The sequence below is a fragment of the Pseudomonas morbosilactucae genome, from assembly GCF_023241715.1.
GTDB lineage: Bacteria > Pseudomonadota > Gammaproteobacteria > Pseudomonadales > Pseudomonadaceae > Aquipseudomonas > Aquipseudomonas morbosilactucae.
This window is the reverse complement of record NZ_JALQCW010000026.1, coordinates 13,187-33,335: the sequence shown is the minus strand read 5'-3', so window position 1 is coordinate 33,335 and position 20,149 is coordinate 13,187. Positions and strand designations below refer to the sequence as shown.

The 20,149-nt window shown below is 56.5% G+C and carries 17 protein-coding genes and 1 tRNA gene; 15 read left to right on the top strand and 3 right to left on the bottom strand.

Translation table 11 applies throughout. From position 1 onward, the window contains the following. The first annotated feature begins 13 nt into the window (after window positions 1–13). From M1B34_RS12315 to M1B34_RS12260, 12 genes are all read left to right on the top strand, one after another. Window positions 14–490, top strand: a complete 477-nt coding sequence (locus M1B34_RS12315) for a formate dehydrogenase subunit gamma (protein WP_268265286.1) — start codon at window positions 14–16, stop codon at window positions 488–490. Further along, window positions 490–2,049, top strand: coding sequence for a formate dehydrogenase beta subunit (locus tag M1B34_RS12310; RefSeq protein ID WP_268265285.1), 1,560 nt, complete (start codon window positions 490–492; stop codon window positions 2,047–2,049). Before M1B34_RS12315 ends, M1B34_RS12310 begins: the two co-directional genes overlap by 1 nt. Continuing rightward, the gene (gene fdhF, locus M1B34_RS12305; RefSeq protein WP_268265284.1) at window positions 2,046–4,928 is read left to right on the top strand and encodes a formate dehydrogenase subunit alpha; all 2,883 of its coding nucleotides are present in this window, start codon (window positions 2,046–2,048) and stop codon (window positions 4,926–4,928) included. The genes M1B34_RS12310 and fdhF overlap by 4 nt, the downstream gene beginning before the upstream one ends. Continuing rightward, a complete protein-coding gene (locus tag M1B34_RS12300) occupies window positions 4,925–5,146 on the top strand; it encodes a formate dehydrogenase subunit delta (protein ID WP_123329156.1) in 222 nt (73 codons plus the stop codon). Before fdhF ends, M1B34_RS12300 begins: the two co-directional genes overlap by 4 nt. Before the next feature lie 243 nt (window positions 5,147–5,389). Next, window positions 5,390–5,464: transfer RNA gene (locus M1B34_RS12295), tRNA-Thr, on the top strand. Between the two features lie 171 nt (window positions 5,465–5,635). Beyond that, window positions 5,636–6,958, top strand: a complete 1,323-nt coding sequence (locus M1B34_RS12290; protein ID WP_085654464.1) for a tyrosine-type recombinase/integrase — start codon at window positions 5,636–5,638, stop codon at window positions 6,956–6,958. A 909-nt stretch (window positions 6,959–7,867) separates the two neighbouring features. Further along, window positions 7,868–8,845, top strand: coding sequence for an integrase domain-containing protein (locus M1B34_RS12285; RefSeq protein WP_268265283.1), 978 nt, complete (start codon window positions 7,868–7,870; stop codon window positions 8,843–8,845). Continuing rightward, entirely contained in the window at window positions 8,842–9,114 is a 273-nt protein-coding gene (locus M1B34_RS12280) for a hypothetical protein (protein ID WP_268265282.1), read from the top strand. The genes M1B34_RS12285 and M1B34_RS12280 overlap by 4 nt, the downstream gene beginning before the upstream one ends. A 296-nt stretch (window positions 9,115–9,410) precedes the next feature. After that, complete coding sequence (locus tag M1B34_RS12275) at window positions 9,411–10,475, top strand: ABC-three component system protein (RefSeq protein ID WP_268265281.1); 1,065 nt, start codon at window positions 9,411–9,413, stop codon at window positions 10,473–10,475. Then, window positions 10,472–10,912, top strand: coding sequence for an ABC-three component system middle component 2 (locus M1B34_RS12270; protein ID WP_268265280.1), 441 nt, complete (start codon window positions 10,472–10,474; stop codon window positions 10,910–10,912). Before M1B34_RS12275 ends, M1B34_RS12270 begins: the two co-directional genes overlap by 4 nt. Further along, complete coding sequence (locus tag M1B34_RS12265) at window positions 10,909–11,259, top strand: hypothetical protein (protein WP_268265279.1); 351 nt, start codon at window positions 10,909–10,911, stop codon at window positions 11,257–11,259. The genes M1B34_RS12270 and M1B34_RS12265 overlap by 4 nt, the downstream gene beginning before the upstream one ends. A gap of 61 nt (window positions 11,260–11,320) precedes the next feature. Next, entirely contained in the window at window positions 11,321–12,733 is a 1,413-nt protein-coding gene (locus M1B34_RS12260; RefSeq protein WP_268265278.1) for a coiled-coil domain-containing protein, read from the top strand. Between the two features lie 366 nt (window positions 12,734–13,099). On the opposite strand, the gene M1B34_RS12255 is transcribed toward M1B34_RS12260, so the two are convergent. From M1B34_RS12255 to M1B34_RS12245, 3 genes are all read right to left on the bottom strand, one after another. Then, entirely contained in the window at window positions 13,100–14,896 is a 1,797-nt protein-coding gene (locus M1B34_RS12255; protein ID WP_268265277.1) for a DEAD/DEAH box helicase, read from the bottom strand. Window positions 14,897–15,201: 305 nt separating this feature from the next. Continuing rightward, window positions 15,202–16,071 (bottom strand): AraC family transcriptional regulator, encoded by an 870-nt coding sequence (locus tag M1B34_RS12250; protein ID WP_268265276.1) that lies wholly within the window; start codon window positions 16,069–16,071, stop codon window positions 15,202–15,204. A 323-nt stretch (window positions 16,072–16,394) separates the two neighbouring features. Continuing rightward, window positions 16,395–17,060, bottom strand: a complete 666-nt coding sequence (locus M1B34_RS12245; protein ID WP_123329147.1) for a GntR family transcriptional regulator — start codon at window positions 17,058–17,060, stop codon at window positions 16,395–16,397. 255 nt (window positions 17,061–17,315) lie between these two features. On the opposite strand from M1B34_RS12245, the gene M1B34_RS12240 reads away from it, so the two are divergent. The 3 genes from M1B34_RS12240 to M1B34_RS12230 are packed head-to-tail and all read left to right on the top strand — an operon-like array spanning window position 17,316 to window position 20,142. Then, window positions 17,316–18,548 (top strand): NRAMP family divalent metal transporter, encoded by a 1,233-nt coding sequence (locus tag M1B34_RS12240; RefSeq protein WP_123329145.1) that lies wholly within the window; start codon window positions 17,316–17,318, stop codon window positions 18,546–18,548. A 20-nt stretch (window positions 18,549–18,568) separates the two neighbouring features. Next, window positions 18,569–19,339: a LamB/YcsF family protein gene (locus M1B34_RS12235; protein ID WP_123329143.1), complete on the top strand. Its 771-nt coding sequence runs from the start codon at window positions 18,569–18,571 to the stop codon at window positions 19,337–19,339. Beyond that, a complete protein-coding gene (locus M1B34_RS12230; protein WP_268265275.1) occupies window positions 19,336–20,142 on the top strand; it encodes a putative hydro-lyase in 807 nt (268 codons plus the stop codon). Before M1B34_RS12235 ends, M1B34_RS12230 begins: the two co-directional genes overlap by 4 nt. Window positions 20,143–20,149 lie beyond the last annotated feature (7 nt).

The following is a 20,149-nucleotide window of genomic DNA, read 5'->3' as shown; positions in this document are numbered from 1 at the left end:
TGAGGATTGCTGTATGCCTGATGACACGCTGCAACTGCCGATGCTCAACAGCCTGCTGGAGCGCCACCAAGGCTCTCCGGGGGCGCTGTTACCGATCCTGCATGAGATCCAGGCGAGCCTGGGTTACATCCCCGATGCCGCCGTTACCGAGATTGCCCACGCCCTGAACCAGAGTCAGGCCGAAGTGCGTGGGGTGATCAGTTTCTACCATGACTTCCGCACCGCCCCGCCGGCGCGCCACATCCTGCGCTTGTGCCGGGCCGAGTCCTGCCAGAGCCGGGGTGCCGAGCAGTTGGCGGCGCAGTTGCGCGAACGCCTGCAACTGGACGACCACGGCAGCAGCGCCGACGGCAGCATCAGCCTGCGGCCGGTGTATTGCCTGGGCGCCTGCGCCTGTTCGCCAGCCCTGGAACTGGATGGCCAAGTGCACGCGCGGCTCAGCGCCGAGCGCCTGGATGCCCTGCTCGATCGCTGCCAGGAGGACACCTGATGCTCAGCCTTCATCTGCCCTGTGATTCCCTGGCTCGCGCCGTCGGCGCCGATGAGGTGGCGGCGGCCCTGATCGCCCAGGCCCAACAACGCAACCTGCCACTGGACCTGCGCCGCAGCAGTTCCCGGGGCCTGTATTGGCTGGAGCCGCTGCTGGAACTGGACACCCCGGAAGGCCGGGTCGGCTTCGGCCCCCTGAGCGCCGCCGATGTGCCGGGCCTGCTCGATGCGCTGCTCGGCGACGCCGCGGCCCATCCGCTGGCTCTCGGGCGGGTGGAACAGTTGCCCTACCTGCACAGCCAACAACGCTTGCTGTTCGCCCGCGCTGGCATTACCCGCCCCCTGTCCCTTGAGGACTACTGCACCTACGGCGGCTTCGAAGGGCTGGCCAACGCCATCACCCTGGGCGGCGAAGCGACGGCCACCGCGGTCTTCGATTCCGGCCTGCGTGGCCGGGGCGGCGCGGCCTTCCCTGCGGGGATCAAGTGGCGCACGGTGCGCGGCACCACAGCGGCGCAAAAGTACGTGGTGTGCAACGCCGACGAAGGCGACTCCGGGACCTTCGCCGACCGCATGCTGATGGAGGGCGACCCGTTCCTGCTAATTGAAGGCATGGCCATTGCCGGGGTCACCGTGGGTGCCAGCTACGGCTATATCTACGTGCGCTCGGAATACCCCCAGGCAGTGGCAACACTCAACGCAGCACTGGAGATCGCCCGCACCGCCGGCTACCTCGGGAACAATGTGTGCGGCAGCGGCCTGGCGTTCGACATGGAAGTGCGAGTCGGCGCCGGGGCCTACATCTGCGGCGAAGAAACCGCGCTGCTGGACTCCCTCGAAGGCAAGCGCGGGATTGTCCGCGCCAAGCCACCGATCCCCGCGCTGCAAGGCCTGTTCGGCGAGCCGACCTTGGTGCACAACGTGCTGACCCTGGCCTCGGTGCCGCTGATCCTGGCCAAGGGCGCAGCCTTTTATCGCGACTACGGCATGGGCCGTTCACTGGGCACCATGCCCTTCCAATTGGCGGGCAATATTCGCCACGGCGGCCTGGTGGAACGGGCCTTCGGCCTGACCCTGCGGGAACTGGTGGATGACTACGGCGGCGGCACCGCCAGCGGTCGCCCCCTGAAAGCCGCGCAAGTGGGCGGCCCACTCGGCGCCTGGGTGCCACCTTCGCAATTCGATACGCCCCTGGACTACGAAGCCTTCGCCGCCATGGGCGCGATGCTAGGCCACGGCGGCGTGGTGGTGGCCGACGACAGCCTGGACATGGCCCATATGGCGCGCTTCGCCCTGCAGTTCTGCGCCGAGGAATCCTGCGGTAAATGCACACCGTGCCGCATCGGCTCGACCCGCGGCGTGGAGGTCATCGACCGCCTGCTGGCCGCCCCCGATCAGGGGCAGCGCGACGAGCAGGCGCTGATCCTCAAAGACCTGTGCGACACCCTGCAATACGGTTCGCTGTGCGCCCTGGGCGGGATGACCTCCTACCCGGTGGCCAGCGCGTTGAAGCACTTCCCCGCTGACTTCGGTCTGCAGCCCTCGGAGGCCGACCAATGATCACTCTTTTCGACCCTGCGACAGACATCGACCTGGGCACGCCCGCCCGCGACAGCCAGGTGCAGATCACCCTGAACATCGACGGCCGCAGCATCAGCGTGCCCGAAGGCACCTCGGTGATGCGCGCCGCGGCCTTGATGGGCACGACGATTCCCAAACTCTGCGCCACCGACAGCCTGGAAGCGTTCGGCTCGTGCCGCATGTGCCTGGTGGAAATCGACGGCATGCGGGGCTACCCGGCCTCCTGCACCACCCCGGTCAGCCAGGGCATGAACGTGCACACCCAGACGCCGAAGCTGGCGACCCTGCGCCGCAACGTGATGGAGTTGTACATCTCCGACCACCCGCTGGACTGCCTGACCTGTTCGGCCAACGGCAACTGCGAACTGCAAACCGTGGCCGGCCAGGTCGGCCTGCGGGAAGTGCGCTACGGCTATGACGGTGCCAACCACCTGCAAGAGCAGAAAGACACCTCCAACCCTTACTTCGACTACGACCCCAGCAAGTGCATCGTCTGCAACCGCTGCGTGCGTGCCTGCGAAGAAACCCAGGGCACCTTCGCCCTGACCATCACCGGCCGGGGCTTCGAGTCCCGGGTGGCGGCGGCCGGCGGCGACAACTTCCTCGACTCCGAATGCGTGTCCTGCGGCGCCTGCGTGCAGGCCTGCCCCACCGCCACCCTGATGGAAAAAAGCGTGGTGGAGCTGGGCCAGCCCGAGCGCAGCGTGATCACCACCTGCGCCTATTGCGGCGTGGGCTGCTCGTTCCGCGCCGAGATGAAGGGCGAGCAACTGGTGCGCATGGTCCCGGACAAAAACGGCCAGGCTAACCATGGCCACTCCTGCGTCAAAGGGCGCTTTGCCTGGGGCTATGCGACCCACCCGGACCGCATCACCAAACCGATGATCCGCAAGCACATCAGCGACCCGTGGCAGGAGGTCAGTTGGGATGAAGCCGTGAGCTACGCCGCCAGCGAGATGCGGCGCATCCAGTTCAAATACGGGCGCGATTCCATCGGCGGCATCACCTCCAGCCGCTGCACCAACGAAGAAACCTATCTGGTGCAGAAGCTGGTGCGCGCCGCCTTCGGCAACAACAACGTCGACACCTGTGCCCGAGTTTGCCACTCGCCCACCGGCTACGGCCTGAAACAAACCCTGGGGGAATCCGCCGGCACCCAGAGCTTCGACTCGGTGATGCAGGCCGATGTGATCCTGGTGATGGGCGCCAACCCCAGCGACGCCCACCCGGTGTTCGCCTCCCAACTCAAACGTCGCCTGCGCCAGGGCGCACGGCTGATCGTCATCGACCCCCGGCGCATCGACCTGGTGGACTCGGTGCATGCCCGCGCCGAACTGCACCTGGCCCTGCGCCCGGGCACCAACGTCGCCATGCTCAACGCCCTGGCCCATGTGATCGTCACTGAAGGCCTGCTGAAACAGGACTTTATCGACGCCCGTTGCGAAGGTGCAGATTTCACCCGCTGGAGTGAGTTCGTCAGCCGTGCCGAGCACTCGCCTGAAGTCCTCGGCCTGATCTGCGGCGTGCCCGCCGCCGACATCCGCGCCGCCGCCCGGCTGTATGCCAGCGGTGGTAACGCCGCCATCTACTACGGCCTGGGCATCACCGAGCACAGCCAGGGCAGCACCGCCGTGATGGGCATCGCCAACCTGGCCATGGCCACCGGCAACATCGGCCGTGAAGGCGTCGGGGTGAACCCGCTGCGCGGGCAGAACAACGTCCAGGGCTCGTGCGACATGGGCTCCTTCCCCCATGAACTGCCCGGCTACCGGCACATCTCCAACCAGGCAGTGCGCAACCAGTTCGAACAGGCGTGGAACGTCAGCCTGCAACCCGAACCCGGTCTGCGCATTCCCAACATGTTCGAAGCGGCCCTGGGCGGCAGCTTCAAAGGCCTGTACTGCCAGGGCGAGGACATCGCCCAGAGCGACCCCAACACCCAGCACGTGACGGCCGCGCTGTCGGCCATGGAATGCGTGGTGGTGCAGGACATCTTCCTCAACGAAACCGCCAAGTTCGCCCACGTGTTCCTGCCGGGCGCCTCGTTCCTGGAAAAGGACGGCACCTTTACCAACGCCGAGCGGCGCATCTCCCGGGTACGCAAGGTCATGGAACCCCTGGGCGGCAAGGCCGACTGGGAAGGCACCCTGGCCCTGGCCGCGGCGCTGGGCTACCCGATGCACTACAACCACCCCTCGGAGATCATGGATGAAATCGCCCGCCTGACCCCGACCTTCACCGGCGTCAGCTACGCCAGCCTGGAGCGCCACGGCAGCCTGCAATGGCCGTGCAACGAAGCGGCGCCGGACGGCACGCCAACCATGCACATCGACACCTTTGTGCGCGGCAAAGGCCGCTTCATGCTCACCGGCTACGTGCCCACCGAAGAGAAAATCAACGGGCGCTACCCGCTGCTGCTGACCACCGGGCGCATCCTCAGCCAGTACAACGTCGGCGCCCAGACCCGACGCACCGACAACGTCGCCTGGCACGACGAAGACCGCCTGGAAATCCACCCCAGCGACGCCGAAAGCCGTGGCATCAACGAAGGCGACTGGGTCGGCATCGGCAGCCGCGCCGGGCAAACCGTCCTGCGCGCACGGGTCACCGAGCGTGTAGCTCCGGGCGTGGTCTACACCACCTTCCACTTCCCCGAATCGGGGGCCAACGTGATCACCACCGACAACTCCGACTGGGCCACCAACTGCCCGGAATACAAAGTCACGGCCGTGGAAGTCAGCCGCGTCTACCACCCTTCCGAATGGCAGAAACGCTTCCAGGCCTTCAGCGAAGAACAACAGCGCCTGCTCGACCAGCGGCGCCAGGCCCGCAGCGCCAAAGCCGAGGTACGCCGATGAGCACCGCCAACCTGATCAAAATGGCCAACCAGATCGCCTCCTACTTCGCCAACGAACCCGACCAGGACCAGGCCATGCTCAGCGTACGCAACCACCTGCAAATGTTCTGGACCCCAGGCATGCGCAAAGAACTCCTGGCCTGGCAAACCGAGCAGCAAGGCGCAGACCTGCACCCCCTGGTGCAAAACGCAGTCAAAGGCGCAGGCTGGGAGGCATGACCGCCGATTAAAGCTTCCTGTAGAAACCGGCTTGCCAGCGAAACGCCCCTCAAATCCGGCACAAACCTTGAGGACGTTATCGCTGGCAAGCCAGCCTCTAAAGCCACCGCACAGGCGTCCGCCAACGGCGCCATGGGCGTCCTCACAAAGGGTGCCTGCGACACGCCAAAGGCCCATGCAAAAATAGTCATATTTCAGGGGTTTACAGACGCCCGCCAATCGCTATAATCGTCGCCCTAACACGCCGGTATAGCTCAGTTGGTAGAGCAACTGACTTGTAATCAGTAGGTCCCGGGTTCGACTCCTGTGCCGGCACCATACAAGGTTCCAGAGAAGGCTTTCAAAATCTCTGGAACCCCCGAAAAACCCGCCTTCTGGCGGGTTTTTTCGTTTTGGGGTTCCATCGGTTTCCGTCAGAAACTGGTGGATTCCATCCGTTTTAGGGGTAGTGTTAGGGGTAAGGTAATTCGATAAAGGGGGAGTACCCTTATGTCGCGCACCACTGCTCCACTCTCCGATTCGGCTTGCCGCTCAGCCAAGCCCACCGACCGCGCTTACAAGCTTTTCGACGGCGACGGCCTCTACCTTCTAGTCCAACCCAATGGCCGTAAAGGCTGGCGTCTCAGGTATGTAAAACCTGATGGCCGCGAAGGACTGACCTCGTTCGGCAGCTATCCCGTGGTCGGCCTCGCCGATGCTCGCAACAAGCGCCTGGAGGTCAAGCGGATGCTGGCGAAAGGCATCGACCCCATAGAGACCAAACACCAAGCCAAGACGCAGGCCGCAATCAAAGGCCGAACCTTTGAAAGCGCCGCACTGGACTGGCACAAAGCGATGTCTGCCAAATGGGCTCCGGGCCATGCCAAGACCGTCCTGAGCCGCCTCAAAACCCATGTCTTCCCGCTGATCGGCGCTCGCTCTATTATCGATCTGGACACCCATGACCTGATGCAACCTCTGGAAGCGATCCAGAAACGCGGCACGATTGACGTCGCTTTAAGGGTACAAAACTACCTACAAAGCATCATGCGCGAGGCGAAACGTGCTCGACAGATCGCGGCCAACCCTGCCTCCGACCTTGAAGGTTTGATCAAAGCCCCGAGGGTGATTCACCGCCCTGCTTTACCCTTATCGCGTCTGCCTGAATTGCAGGAGCGTATCGACACCTACAGAGGCCGCGCACTTACCCGGCTGACGGTCATGCTCTCGCTGCATGTGTTCGTCCGCTCCAGCGAACTGCGCTTTGCCCGCTGGAGCGAGTTCGACCTCAAGCGCGGCACCTGGGAGATACCCGACACTCGACCCGCGCTGGACGGAGTACCCTTTTCTACTAGGGGTACGAAGATGGCAGGGGATATCCATTTAGTCCCCTTATCGCCGCAAGCCGTGGCCCTGCTTGAACAGATCCACGCCCTCACCGGCAAATTCGACCTGGTATTTGCAGGCGATGCCAAGCCCTGGAAGCCCATGTCTGAAAACACGGTAAACAGCGCGCTTCGAAAGATGGGCTACGACACCAAAACCGAAATCTGCGGTCATGGCTTTCGCTCAATGGCCTGTAGCGCACTGATTGAATCAGGACTGTGGTCCGAGACCGCTATTGAAAGGCAGATGAGCCACAAGGAACGCAATAACGTCCGCGCCGCATACATCCACAAGGCTGAGTTCATTGAGGAGCGCAGGCTGATCATGAACTGGTGGAGCCGGTATCTGGAGGCCAACCGGCAGGAGCATGTCACTCCACACGAATTCGCGAACCAGACCGGAGCGAACGTCACTCGCCTAAAAGCAAAACGTGGCGCAACCGAGTAAGCGCTCGGTCTTCAAATCTCAGTGATCCGCTTCTCCACGCGGGTCCATCCAAACAGGGCTGCAAAGCCGCCCTGCTTGGATGGACCTCACTTAAAAAATCTAAAGCCCACGCAACTGTCTGTGGAAAACCACTGATTTCCACCGGTGGATAATTTCATCCACAGCCGCAGAACTCCCGAAAATTCGAGCCTTGACCCAAATTATCCACAAGCGTAGAAAAGATCGGGCAAAGCGCTGTCGTTGACAGCAACCCAGGTAGCCAGAACCTTTGAGGCTACGCCACACCGTGGTGGTTCTCCCCAAGTGCGATTAGCGTCCGGCGGCTCGCACGGTCACAGCGATGTGATGGATGCCTACTTTTACCAGTGTGCCCACTGCGGCAACTCATCCCTTTCATAGCTGCCCTGCAGCAACCTATCCGCTTGGCCATTCCCGTGCGCCAACCTGCGCCCGTCTCTTTCTCCCGGAAAGAGACGGGCGCTCCTACCGCTGCTGCAGCCCACCTCGGACAAGGCTTTGCGGCATTCCCCCTCGTGACAATCGGCGTGACAAACACCGAAGTCACCAGCAACAGCGATGCAGATGATGGTGCCGCAGCCTACGGAATGGACTACACCTGACTGACAGTCAGGCACGCCCCGGTCATCGCTTCACTGCCTTCACCTGACTCAGGATCTCGCGGCGCTGGTCTCGTCAGCCAGTGCAGCCTCCACCCGCCCACTTCTTCGGAAGTGCTCAGGAGGCCAGATCATGAGATGCCCAAGCTCCCGGTCGTAAAGAGCCGCCAGTCCCGCGTTAGTGGACACACCCCACAGGTCGCAGGGGCCTTGATCCCTGATAACACTCAACATCCTTGGCGGGATGACGTGGGGAAAGTCTCAAAGGTTTGGCTTCGAGAGGAGTTTGATCATGGCACTGGTAGGTAGACGGGACGGGCGCAATTTTGGCTATGGCCGGCAATTGAGTTATGCCGGGCCGCAGGCGTTAAAAGACATGTTCGGCGGAGGGCATTACGGGACCGTCAAAGCGCACAGTGATCGTTGGCAGGCATTCGTGCGCTGGTGCCGCTCAGACGATGGACCAGGACTCAACGATGCACGACAGATAGATCGCCAGATCTTGTCGGATTACGCGTCGCATCTGCGTCACTTAGTCGAGCACGGCGACATCGCTATCGCCACCGCACAAAATCGATTATCCAGCGTCAACCGGACCATGGCAGCGCTTCGCGGTGATCGGTACGTGAAAGTGCCGAGTCCGAGCAAGGCGTTGAAAATTCAGCGCACCGCAATCCGCACGACAGTTCCACAAGGCCAGGATCGCGAACACATGATGCGCATCGTCGACGCGCTCCGCGAACAGCATCCTCGTGTAGCTGCCATCGCACAGTTGGCACGCGAAACCGGAATGCGCTTACGCGAGGCCATCTTGGCCGACCTGCCCCGACTAAAACAAGAAGCCGAACAACTTGGCAGAATCAATATCCAAGACGGAACCAAAGGTGGTCGCTCAGGCGCATCAGCCCCGCGCTGGATTACGGTGAACGATCACATCCGAAACGCGCTGAACTTCGCCCTCGGAATATCACCGAGCGGAAGCCGAAATTTGCTGGCGACGGAGGAAAGCTATGCCCAGTTCTTACAAAAGACCGTACGACCTGCCCGAGAAGTGCTGCATGAGCACAGCCTGAAAGGCTTGCATGAACTACGTGCCGCCTATGCCTGTGAACGCTACGAGTGGATCACTGGGCATAGCGCACCCGTCAATGGTGGCAATTGCTCTCGACAAGCCCGATACCTCGATCAAAGTGCTCGACTACAAATCAGTCATGAGCTGGGGCACAGTCGAATTGATGTTGTTTCGGCGTATATCGGCGGTTGGGTATGAACAAGCCTTTCGACATGGCGTTGTTCCTTAACGGCGTGCTCGTAGGGTCGAGTGTCACCCGTCAACGGCACCTTCGCCAGGCTGACGCCATACAGGCCGCAATCTTCGATCGCTGGCAGCTAGACAACCCATGGAAGTGGCAGCGAAAACATCTCGTATGGTTCCTGAATAACGAGATAAGCAACCGAGCCGAAACGACGCGCTACTACTATCGACTGACTGCGAAATTAATCGCTGTCCGCCTTGGAAAAGCCTGGTCGCTACCATGAGAATTCTGACTGAGAACAGATGCGATCTCAGGATTTAGGCGCCTTCGCCCCCATCAACCCGTGTAGCGATTTAGAAAGTAGCACTCCGAAAACTCCGGTCTGGCTTTACGCAACTGGAATAGTGGCTCACTAATGGCAATTGCTACTTTATGAGCACGGAGACTTGTAGTAGCGTCTAGCTACGCAGGACTGATCCGACGAATCTCTGAAAAGGCTTGGCATGCGACTAGTGACAGGTCCCCTCGGTAGTCCGGGATGAAAGGAAGTCCGTATACCAGTGCAAAGGAATAGCCGACTTGACTGAAGCCGACATCGATGAGCCGAGCGCACCGCCTCACCAAATCACAGCTCTTGACGTACAGATGGGGAGGCCAATATCCGTGCTCGACCGGCTTCTCATCATGTCTTCCGATGATTGGGAGGTTTTCACTCTTGAGTTAGTTCACTATATAAAGAGTAGATATAACAAAGTAACAAAATGCGGTGGTGGTGGAGATATGGGAAGAGACATTATCGCCTACACCGATAGCGGATGGCACAATTATCAGTGCAAACACTACGCAAACAAATTGAGCGTAGCCGACGCCGTCTTAGAAATAGGAAAAATAGCATATTATAGTTATCATGGACATTATGAGGTCCCAGAGAAATACTATTTCGTCTCGCCTCAAGGAAGTAGTACGGACCTGACGAAAACCCTACGGTCTCCTGAGAAATTAAAACAAGAGCTGATTGATAGATGGGAAAAGTCCTGCGCAACAGCAATCACGAAGAAGCAAACAATCCTACTAGACAAAGAACTCCTAGAACATATCAACTCAATTGATTTTTCAATATTTGATGACATCCCTCCTCTTCGGCTCGTAGAACTCCACAGCACAACTCCATTTCATATAATTAGATTCGGCCTGTATCACAAAACAAGACCAGCCACCCCTAAAGCACCTACTGATATAGAACTAGTTGAGCACGAGTACACAAGCGCTTTACTGGAAGCTTTCTCTCAAGCAAGCAACAAAGAGATTATTATTGACAATCTATCCGACGATACAAATTTTTATAGCGAATTTAAAAGTGCGCGAAACAATTTTTACTCGGCTGAAGCATTAAAATTATTCTCAAGAGACTGGCTACCTACCGGCTGCTTTGACGAACTAAAGGAAGAGTGCCATGAGGCAGTCATGGCTACCGTAAATCAAAAATACCCAGACGGGTATGCTTGCTACCTAAAAACCTGCGAACTATCAGTTGTTGTTGATTACAGCTCCCATCCTTTATCCTCATTTATAAAGATTCAAGATAAAAAAGGACTCTGCCATCACCTTGTTAATGACAAGAAAATCAGCTGGGTTAAAAAATGAACTTAGAAACCGACATCTTCAATAGCACAGTCGAAATAGGAACTAGGGCCTCTCTTATTCTGACCTACCTACATGAAGCCAAACTGGACTTGGACCAACTGGCTTTTCTTGATTATGCGCTGATTTATGCCGAAGAATTTTGCGGACTCGGAAATATTCATCCTCCTCTACCAAACCACTTCGCCGAGTTAATTAGACGAAGGGAAACTTTGCCTGACGCGCTAAAGCTTTTTATCTCAAAAGGCATTATAAATTCCTCTATAAGTGAGCAGGGCATTTTTTATCATGCTACCGACAAAGCAATTTATTTCGCCGGATCCCTGAAAACAAATTACTACAAAAAACTCTTTAGAAATCTAGCCTGGATTGAAGAGAACTTTGATTCAATCATCGCCAAACAAAAAACATTTTTTACTACCAGGATGCAGGAAGCATGATAATCAGGAGCATCACAGTAAGTGGCGAGAACAAAGCAGATGCATCCCTATATTTTCAGCACGGCGCGAATATCGTAGCAGGGGCCTCTGATACTGGAAAGTCATACGTAGTTAAGTGTTTAGCATTTATTCTTGGGGCAAAAAACTCGCCTAAAACTATTGATGAGGCGAAAGGCTATACCACTTTAACTGTCACATTTGAAAACGAAGACTCAAGCTTATTCAGCTTAGTTCGAGAGTTAAGAGACGAAGCTCCAATTATACTTGTCGAGACTGAAAAGCCACCAAGACCTCTTAAAGCCAAGCATCAAGCAGGCAAGCTCGATAACTTATCTAATTTTTTCTAGAAAACTAAAGCTGAATGACAAGCTTCTTCTGCAGGGCAAAGAAAGTCTTAGAACGAGTTCTTTGTCACTAAGAAACCTAGAAAAACTATTTTTAATCGACGAAGCCAGAATTGTTGCCGAGTACTCGCCACTTGGAACGGGACAAAATAACGGCTCAACCTCTGAGCAAGCTTTACTAAAAGTTTTACTCACAGGAGTCGATGATTCTGAAGCCAAACAGTTAAAAAAAGAATTATCTTCACGAGTCTCCACCCAACAAAAAGTACAAGCAATACAAGAATTAATAACCAACTTATATCCTGAGAACACTATAGAACAGGAAAGTATTATCGAAGAGCTTGAGCTAGCTCTCGAAACTGAGGAGAGAGAGCTCGAAAAAGCTGAGGCAGAATTAACCATAGCTATTTCAAACAATAACACGCTCATAAATCAAAAAAGATCATTGACCGATAAAATACTTGCAACTGACTCTAAACTCAATGAAAGCTCTGCCCTGCTGCAAAGATTTGGATCACTGGAAGAAAAGTATCAGTCAGATCAAGAGCGCCTTATTGGTATTAGAGAGGCGACGGGCTTACTTGAGCTATACGAAGACATCGTCTGCCCGACTTGTGGAAGTGAAATTTCCAATGATAATCCAGAACTAATCGGATCGCATGTTTTGGCCGGAATTCAAGTTGAGGTTCGCAAGATAGAGTTCAACATAAAAGAATTGTTCTTGGCACGTGAAACACTTTCTCTAAGTATTGAGAGTGACAACGAGGCGGTTAGTAACCAACAGGAAAAACTGAGAGAGATCGACCTTCAACTAGAAGGTGCGCTTGAAGAAAAAATCGGAAAAGTCAGCCTATTGAAATCGAAAGCGGCCGAACTCACAAGGCAAATACTTGGCGCTCAACATCAGATCAATTCCAAGAATAAACTAATATCAGAACTCGGAAGACTGGCAGACGGACTTTCCGAGGAGCAAGAAATTTATACCACAGATGAAATCAATTCTGAGCTCGCAGCTTTGTCAACGTCTATCGAGTCGATACTGCAGCGATGGGACTTCCCAAATCATCATCCGACAGTATTCGACTTCAAATCTAGAGATATAAAATTAGCTGGAAAACCTAGATCCCATTTTGGTAAAGGGTATCGCGCTATTGGGTTCTCCGCAGTAGCCATCGGGCTCATGCAACACCTATTGCAAGAAGGAAGACATCCAGGATTTGTAGTATTGGATTCACCATTAACAACCTACAAACAAGCTGACCAAGACCAAGAAAATGAAGACGAAGTTGATGCAATATCAGGAGACTTAATATACTCATTCTACAGTGATATCGCAGAAAACTATAAAAATAGTCAGATCATAATATTTGACAACCAAGAACCAGACATGGCCTTGATTCCAAAAATAAACTATACCCACTTTTCGAAAAACAATAATATTGGAAGGTACGGTTTTTTCCCAGCTAACGTCACTTAGCCGCTGCTAGACAACAGAAAAAGTGGCAATCGATGTTGTCAAACATCGATTACCACTTCTAATCGATTGAGGCCAAAGGTTCTATTTTTGATTTTTATGCCTCCGAAACTGTACTACCCATAAATAAAATTTTATGACGATGAATCAACCGCGCCAGAGTCGATAACTTGTAGAACCTGGTTGATTTTGGTGGCATCCCCCTCGAGAATTTTCTTACCGCAGGATAGACAATAGTTATCCCAGCCACGTTCGTTTCTGACAGCAAGACGCCGGTCACCTTTTTGCAGCCGATGGGTTGAATTACCTTGGCAGTCGTGGGAACGTATTACTAGTTCAACTTTTACAGTTGTCAACAGAGAGCGAACCCTAGGCACCAAACACCTCCACAATCGCTTGGCTAATCATCCCTTCGAATCCGGCACTAATGGCATCAAGTTCAGTTTGGGTAAACTCACTCCTTTCCCGTGCGCCGCGCCCAACAATAGAGTTTGCCTGCCGATCAATAGCAGATTTCATGACGACAAAGTTACTCCGACCTAGACGTTGCCTATCAAGATTACGCCCTTCGAAGCTTGCACCACGCTCTCCTAAAATACGCCCCACCTCATTTCGTATTCTTGAATCGAGAGCTGCACGGCTAGCTTGCCTACGCCGTACGCGCGTTACGGGGATGGGCTGCAATCTTTCCATTGCGCCCGCCACTTGATCAGGGGTATAGCCTCGATCACTAAGCCTCTGGAGCAGCTCCAGCGCCTCAGAATCCTCTTCAATGAGCGGAATCTCCTCCAGATGAATTTCGGATTGTGAGCGCACGATTAGGCCCTCATTGATCACCCGTGACACCGGCTCAATTCCGATTTCTTCAGCTGAAGTAAAATCTAAACTTTCCATCGGTAAGAGTTGATCAAAAAATTCTCTATCGGCTTCAGTGTATTCTTGAAAGTCTGTCCACCTTCTAGCGCAATTGGCACCGGCATGGAACACTACCACTCCACGGTTAACCAAGTCTTCAGGAGCGTTTTGACGAACGACACGCATAATACGTCCGACAAATTGAATGAATGGCGATAAATTAGCGAAAATACTGAAAATTGCTGCCACTGCCAAGAAAGGATGGTCAAAACCCTCACCAAGCTTTCGAACTTGAACAATGACATCTAGCTCGTGATTTTCAAGACGCCTCATCACTCGATTATTCGCGTCGCCTTCTTCTCGAGAGTGAACATAATCGGCCCGGCGACCACGAGCCCGATAGGCTTCTACGATTTGGCCACAGTGGGCGAAATTTAGTGCTGAGGCAATTATTTTTAAGTTTGTATTACCTGATTCAAGCCGAAGTCGATCAAGCTCCCTGATTGAAGCGTCCACGATTGTGTTAAGAGTTTCAGTCGAAGATACAATACTCCTACGAAAATCGGCGTCGTCCTCACCCAGACGCTTAACCTCTTCCAAGGTCACTTCAATTTCTTGACCATCTTCTTGACGCACATACCGAAGTGTTTGGGGATTTAAAACCAGCGCTTTCAACCTCTTGACGTATCCATTCCTGATCGCACGGGCCACAGCGTACGAATAGATTATGCGCCCGGCCATTAGCTGGCCATCTGACCGTAAGGGAGTAGCGCTAAAATTCACAATTCGTGCTTGAGGAAACTTTAATTTTAGAAGATTCCAAGACTGCGCCACATTATGATGCCCCTCATCAAAAAGAATGAGATCAAAAAAATCCTCGGGCAAATTGTTAAGCCATCGGTTTTCGCTACCTTGGAGTTGCTGAATGTTAGTAACTACGACTTCGGACGCATCTAAATCACCTCGATTTGTTGAAGTACCTCGTATTTCAACAAGTTCCGGCCATGGTCCCGCAAGGAGGACTCTGCATTTTTGATAAAACATGTCAGATAGTGCTGGATCAAAGTCATCATGGAGCTGTTTTGCTATGGCAAGATTCGGAGCCACAACAAGTGTGCGCCGAGAGCGGAACGCAAAAGGGGCAAGCGTGATTGTTCCGGATTTGCCACAACCAACAGGAAGAACCACTCCAGCTTCACGGTCTTCCCCTGTCGCGAACTCCACAATTGCCGCGTAGGCTTCACGCTGTGGTTCACGGATTAGCGCATTGTTCTCAATGTCTGGTTGCTGAGTTTCGAAAGGGCTGGTCACAATGCGCTCGCTCCATGATTGCAAAATGCAACTATAGACCGGAGACAGTAAACAATCCATCCAACGAGCGAACAGTTAATCAGGATAGTTTTAGGGATAGAAGAAGCTCATTTTTGATAAAAACTATTTATTTACATGAAGTTAACTTCTGATTCGACTCCTGGTGCCGCACCATACAAAACAAAGCCCTCGTAGAAATACGAGGGCTTTGTTGTTTCTGGGGTTTGGAAACGCCCCCTAGAGCCTGTCACATTGCTGCGCGGACACTCGTCAATGTCCGTCAGGGTCGAAAGCTGCTTGCTCCGCTATTGCAGCGGAACATACACATCAGTTTGCCACTGATCCTGCGGTGTCTCGGGATAGGCGCTCAGGTAATGAAAGAACAGCGGCTGGTCACGCAGTTCCTCTCCACTGGCCGGAAGCCAATCGCGGTAAATCGGATAGATCGTTTCGCCGATGTGATCCGGTGACCCCGCGTGTCGCACCACGACGCAGCGACCGCCAGGAATGACGATCTCGTGCACGCCGAACGCATTCGACGCCACGGCCTCGTGAATCTCGCCGCAGATTGCGAAGCGGAATTCTTGTGGAGGTGTCGTATCGGGGTTGCCATAGGGAATGCCAAAGGTGCGACTCGATGCCACCGGCGACTGTCCGCTCTGCATACGCCACTCGATGAACTTGCATACGCTCTCATTGACGAGCCCGGCGGGTCCGCAGTGTTCAAGCGTTGCGACCCTGACTTCAGGGAATTCCACGATTCGTACTTGCATGATGATGGTCCTGGAAAAGTGAGGGATTGCGAATACCGTACTCCAGACCTGCCAGTTCGGTTCCTTCCCGAACGCACTCGGCGTCATACCGAACGCCCGCCTGAACGCCCTGCAAAATGCCTCGGGACTTTCAAAGCCGGCACCGAGTGCGGCGTCCAGTACCGAGTGATCCGCGAGGGAGGCCAGGCGATGTGCCGCGCGTCGTAGCCGCATCAGTTGCACATAACGCGAGACAGACACTCCCACGAACGCGGTGAATTGCCGATGGAAGTGAAACGCCGAAAAGTTCGCCACATGGCTCAACGTCTTCACCGACAGGTCACCTTCGAGATGGGCATCAATGTAGGCGAGTACGGCGTTGAAGCGTTTTGTGTAAGCGACGTTGGTCGGCATGTCAGACACTGGGAAAAGCCTCCGGGAAGTACGGTCGGCAATAGAGTCGACTATAACGGCGTGAACGCGCCTAGCCGCGTTTGCTCAAGGTGCGTTTTGGGTTGGCCAATGTGACCTCTTCCAAGGCGATGCAAAGGTCGGTGGCATCCAGGTGTCCACTTCTGACCGTCTGCTGCATGTACGACGGGCAACTCCTGCAATGATAAGAGCGCAACCTGACCTCACAGGAGTAAGCCCCATATGCTCAGCGCAGTACCACCCGTTATGACTCAGGCACAGAACGCGCTACGCATTGATCGCCGCGTGTATGGGCTCCCCCCCCATCAAATCGTCTACCGCTTGGTACTACGCTCATACGCCGCCAAAACGGTGCGTTCCGATTGCACCAGGTAGCTCTCGAGCATGGTGGCGGCGTCGTTGGGCCGGCCTTCTTCCAGGCATTGGAGAATCGAGGCGTTCATGTCGAGGAACGGCAGGTGCAGGAACTGCGGGTCGTTGAGCAGCCCGAAGGCGAGTCGCAATTCGGCCGAGATCTGGCCGTAGAACACCACCAGGCGGGGGCTGTCGGCGAGTTCGACGATTGCTTTGTGGAACATCATGTTGGCGGTGCCGACCGCCACCCAGTCCTTGGTTTCCCGCGCGCGGACGCCGGATTCGACCGCTTCGCGCATGTGCAGTGTGCCTGGATGCTGGGGATAACCCTGGGCGATCGCTTTGCATTCAATGAAGCGGCGCACCCTGTAGATGTCGATGATCGAGCCCATGTCCGGCTCTGCCACGGTCACCCCACGGTTGGGTTCGTGCTTGAGCAAGCCCTCGCGGGTCAGGACCCTGAACGCCTCTCTCAAGGTGTTGCGAGAGATATCCAGATTTTCGGCAAGGGCGGCTTCTGACAGGCGTTGGCCGGGTACCAGCTCACCCTCGACCAGCATTCTGCGTATCTCTTGGGTAATGGTTTCTCCCAGTGTGCGAGGAAGAGCGGGAGAGGCGTCGTTCATAAAAGATCCAGGATGAGAAAAACCGCGCCGGTATTCCATCAGAGCTTAGTGCAGGGCACAAGGATCAAGCATGAAGCGTGCTTCATTAAGTAGCACCGCTGGGTTTTGAAGTAACAACTTGGTGCAAATGACTCACTCAAAATATATGGATTGTTCAACAATAAATGCTTGATACACCTACATTACAGGGATGATGTTTGAGTCTTGGCATGCTCATTGCTCAGCCCAGGTATCTCTCACCGTAGGAATGATGCCGTGACACAGACCACTCAAGAGTTCACAAAAGCGCGGCGCGCCTCTTTGGTCGCCGCCATATTCATGATGGCCACGTCCGCCATTGGGCCAGGTTTCCTGACCCAAACGGCGACGTTCACCGCGACCCTGGGTGCTGCGTTTGCGTTCGGTATCCTGGCCTCGATCCTGATCGACTTCGTCGTGCAGCTGAACGTCTGGCGCATTGTGTCGCTGACCAAAATGCGCGCGGCGGACCTGGCCAACGCGGCCATCCCGGGGAGTGGCTACCTGCTGACGTTATTGGTGCTGTGTGGCGGCCTGGTGTTCATGCTGGGCAACATTGCCGGCGCGGGCCTGGGCTTGAATGCCTTGACCGGCCTGGACCCGAAATGGGGAGGCGCGTTGAGTGCGCTGCTGGCCATCGCGATTTTCTCGTCCCACCGCGCCGGCATTGCCATGGACCGCATCATGATGGGCCTGGGCATCCTCAAGGTGTGCCTGATCCTGTTCGCCGCCTTCGCGACCCATCCGCCGTTGGGCGAAGCCCTGCGTCAATCGGTATGGCCTGACTTCATCGACTTCGCCTCCATCACCACCATCGTCGGTGGCACCGTGGGCGGCTACATCACCTACGCCGGCGCGCACCGCTTGCTCGATCGCGGCACGGTGGGTGTGGAAAATATCGAGGCCGTCTCCAAGGCTGCGCTGACCGGCATTCTGGTCACCGGCGTCGCCCGCTACGTTCTGTTCCTGGCGATTCTCGGGGTCGTGGCCAGCGGCGTGGTCATCGACGTGTCGGGCAAAGGCGCCAACCCTGCGGGCCAGGCGTTCCAGGCGGCTGCCGGCAACATTGGCATGATGATGTTCGGCCTGGTGCTGTGGGCGGCGGGGATCAGCAGTGTGATCGGTGCGTCTTACACCTCGATGTCCTTTATCACCGTGTTCTCGAAGCGTATTACTGAGCGGGTGCGCCACCTGGCCACCGTTGTTTTCATTGTCATTTCGCTGATTGTTTATATGGTGCTGGGCAAGCCACCGGCGGCCCTGTTGGTCTTCGCGGGCGGCTTCAACGGCCTGATCCTGCCGCTGGGCCTGAGCATCTTCATGTACGTGGGCTGGCGCCGTTCCGACCTGATGGACGGCTATCACTATCCTCGCTGGTTGCTGGTGCTGGGCATCCTGACTTGCCTGCTGTCGTGGTTCATGGCTTACAAGTCGGCAGGTGCCATCTTTGCGTTCATCGGCGCAGCGTGATTTAACCGGAGATTATTCAGATGCGTGCAATTGACCTTAACAGCGACCTGGGAGAAAGCTTCGGCGCCTGGAGCATGGGCGACGATGCTGCGATGCTCGATGTGGTGACCAGCGCCAACGTCGCGTGCGGCTTCCACGCCGGCGACCCGGCCGGCATCCTGCGGACCCTGAAAGCCGCGGTGGCCAAGAATGTCACCATCGGTGCCCATGTCGCCTACCCGGACAAAGTGGGCTTCGGCCGACGGAACATGGACGTGGCCAGTGATGAGCTGACCGCAGACGTGATTTACCAGATCGGTGCGCTGCAAGGCCTGGCCAAGGCCGCCGGCACCTCGGTGCGCTACGTGAAACCCCACGGCGCCCTGTACAACACCATTGCCCACGACCGCCGCCAGGCGCTGGCGGTGATCGAGGCCATCCGTGCCATCGACCCCACGCTGGTGCTCGTGGCCCTGGCCGGTTCCGAGCTGATTGAGCTGGCACGCAACGAAGGTTTGCAGTGTGTCGCCGAAGCCTTCGCGGACCGTGCCTACACGCCCCAGGGCACCCTGGTTTCGCGACGTGAGCCCGGGGCCGTGCTGCACGACCCCAAGCTCGTGGCCCAACGCATGCTACGCCTCGTGGAAGACGGCACCATCGAAGCCATCGATGGCAGCCGGACCCGCATCCAGGCCGACTCGATCTGTGTCCATGGCGACAGCCCCGCCGCCGTGGAAATGGCCCGCGAACTGCGCCGAGTGCTGGAAAACGCCAACCTGTCCCTGCGGCCTTTTGCTGGAGATCGCCCATGAATGCCCTCGCCCGCGCCCGTCAGGCGGCCATCGCCGCGGCCCAGGAAGCACGCAAAACTTACCGTGGCGGCCTGATCACGCCCACGGCCGGCATTGCCCCGGGCATGACCCAGGCCAACCTGATCGCCTTGCCACGCGAATGGGCCTACGACTTTCTGCTGTACGCCCAGCGCAACCCGAAAGCCTGCCCGATCCTCGACGTCAGCGATGCCGGCAGCCCGAGGACCCTGCTGGCGGAAAGCGCCGACCTGCGCACCGACATCCCCCTGTATCGCATCTGGCGTGACGGCAAAATGGTCGAAGAAGTCAGCGACGCCACCCAGGCCTGGGCCGAACACGACGATATGGTGGCGTTCTTGATTGGCTGCAGCTTCACCTTTGAAACCGCCTTGCAAGAAGCCGGTATCGAAGTGCGGCATATCGCGGACGGCTGCAACGTGCCGATGTACCGGACCAACCGCGCCTGCCGCCCGGCGGGACGCCTGCAGGGTGAAATGGTGGTGTCGATGCGGCCGATCCCGGCCGATCGCGTGGCCGAGGCCAGCGGGATTTCCGGGCGCTACCCCTCGGTCCACGGCGCCCCGGTGCACATCGGTGAGCCGGCACTGCTGGGTATCCAGGACCTGAGCCGACCCGACTATGGCGATGCCGTGCGCATCGAGCCGGGCGAGGTCCCGGTGTTCTGGGCCTGCGGTGTGACGCCCCAGGCGGCAGTGGCGGCCTCGGGTGTACCCTTCGCGATCACCCATGCGCCCGGCCACATGTTCATCACCGATGTGCCCGACAGCACCTACCACGTCTAGGAGTTTC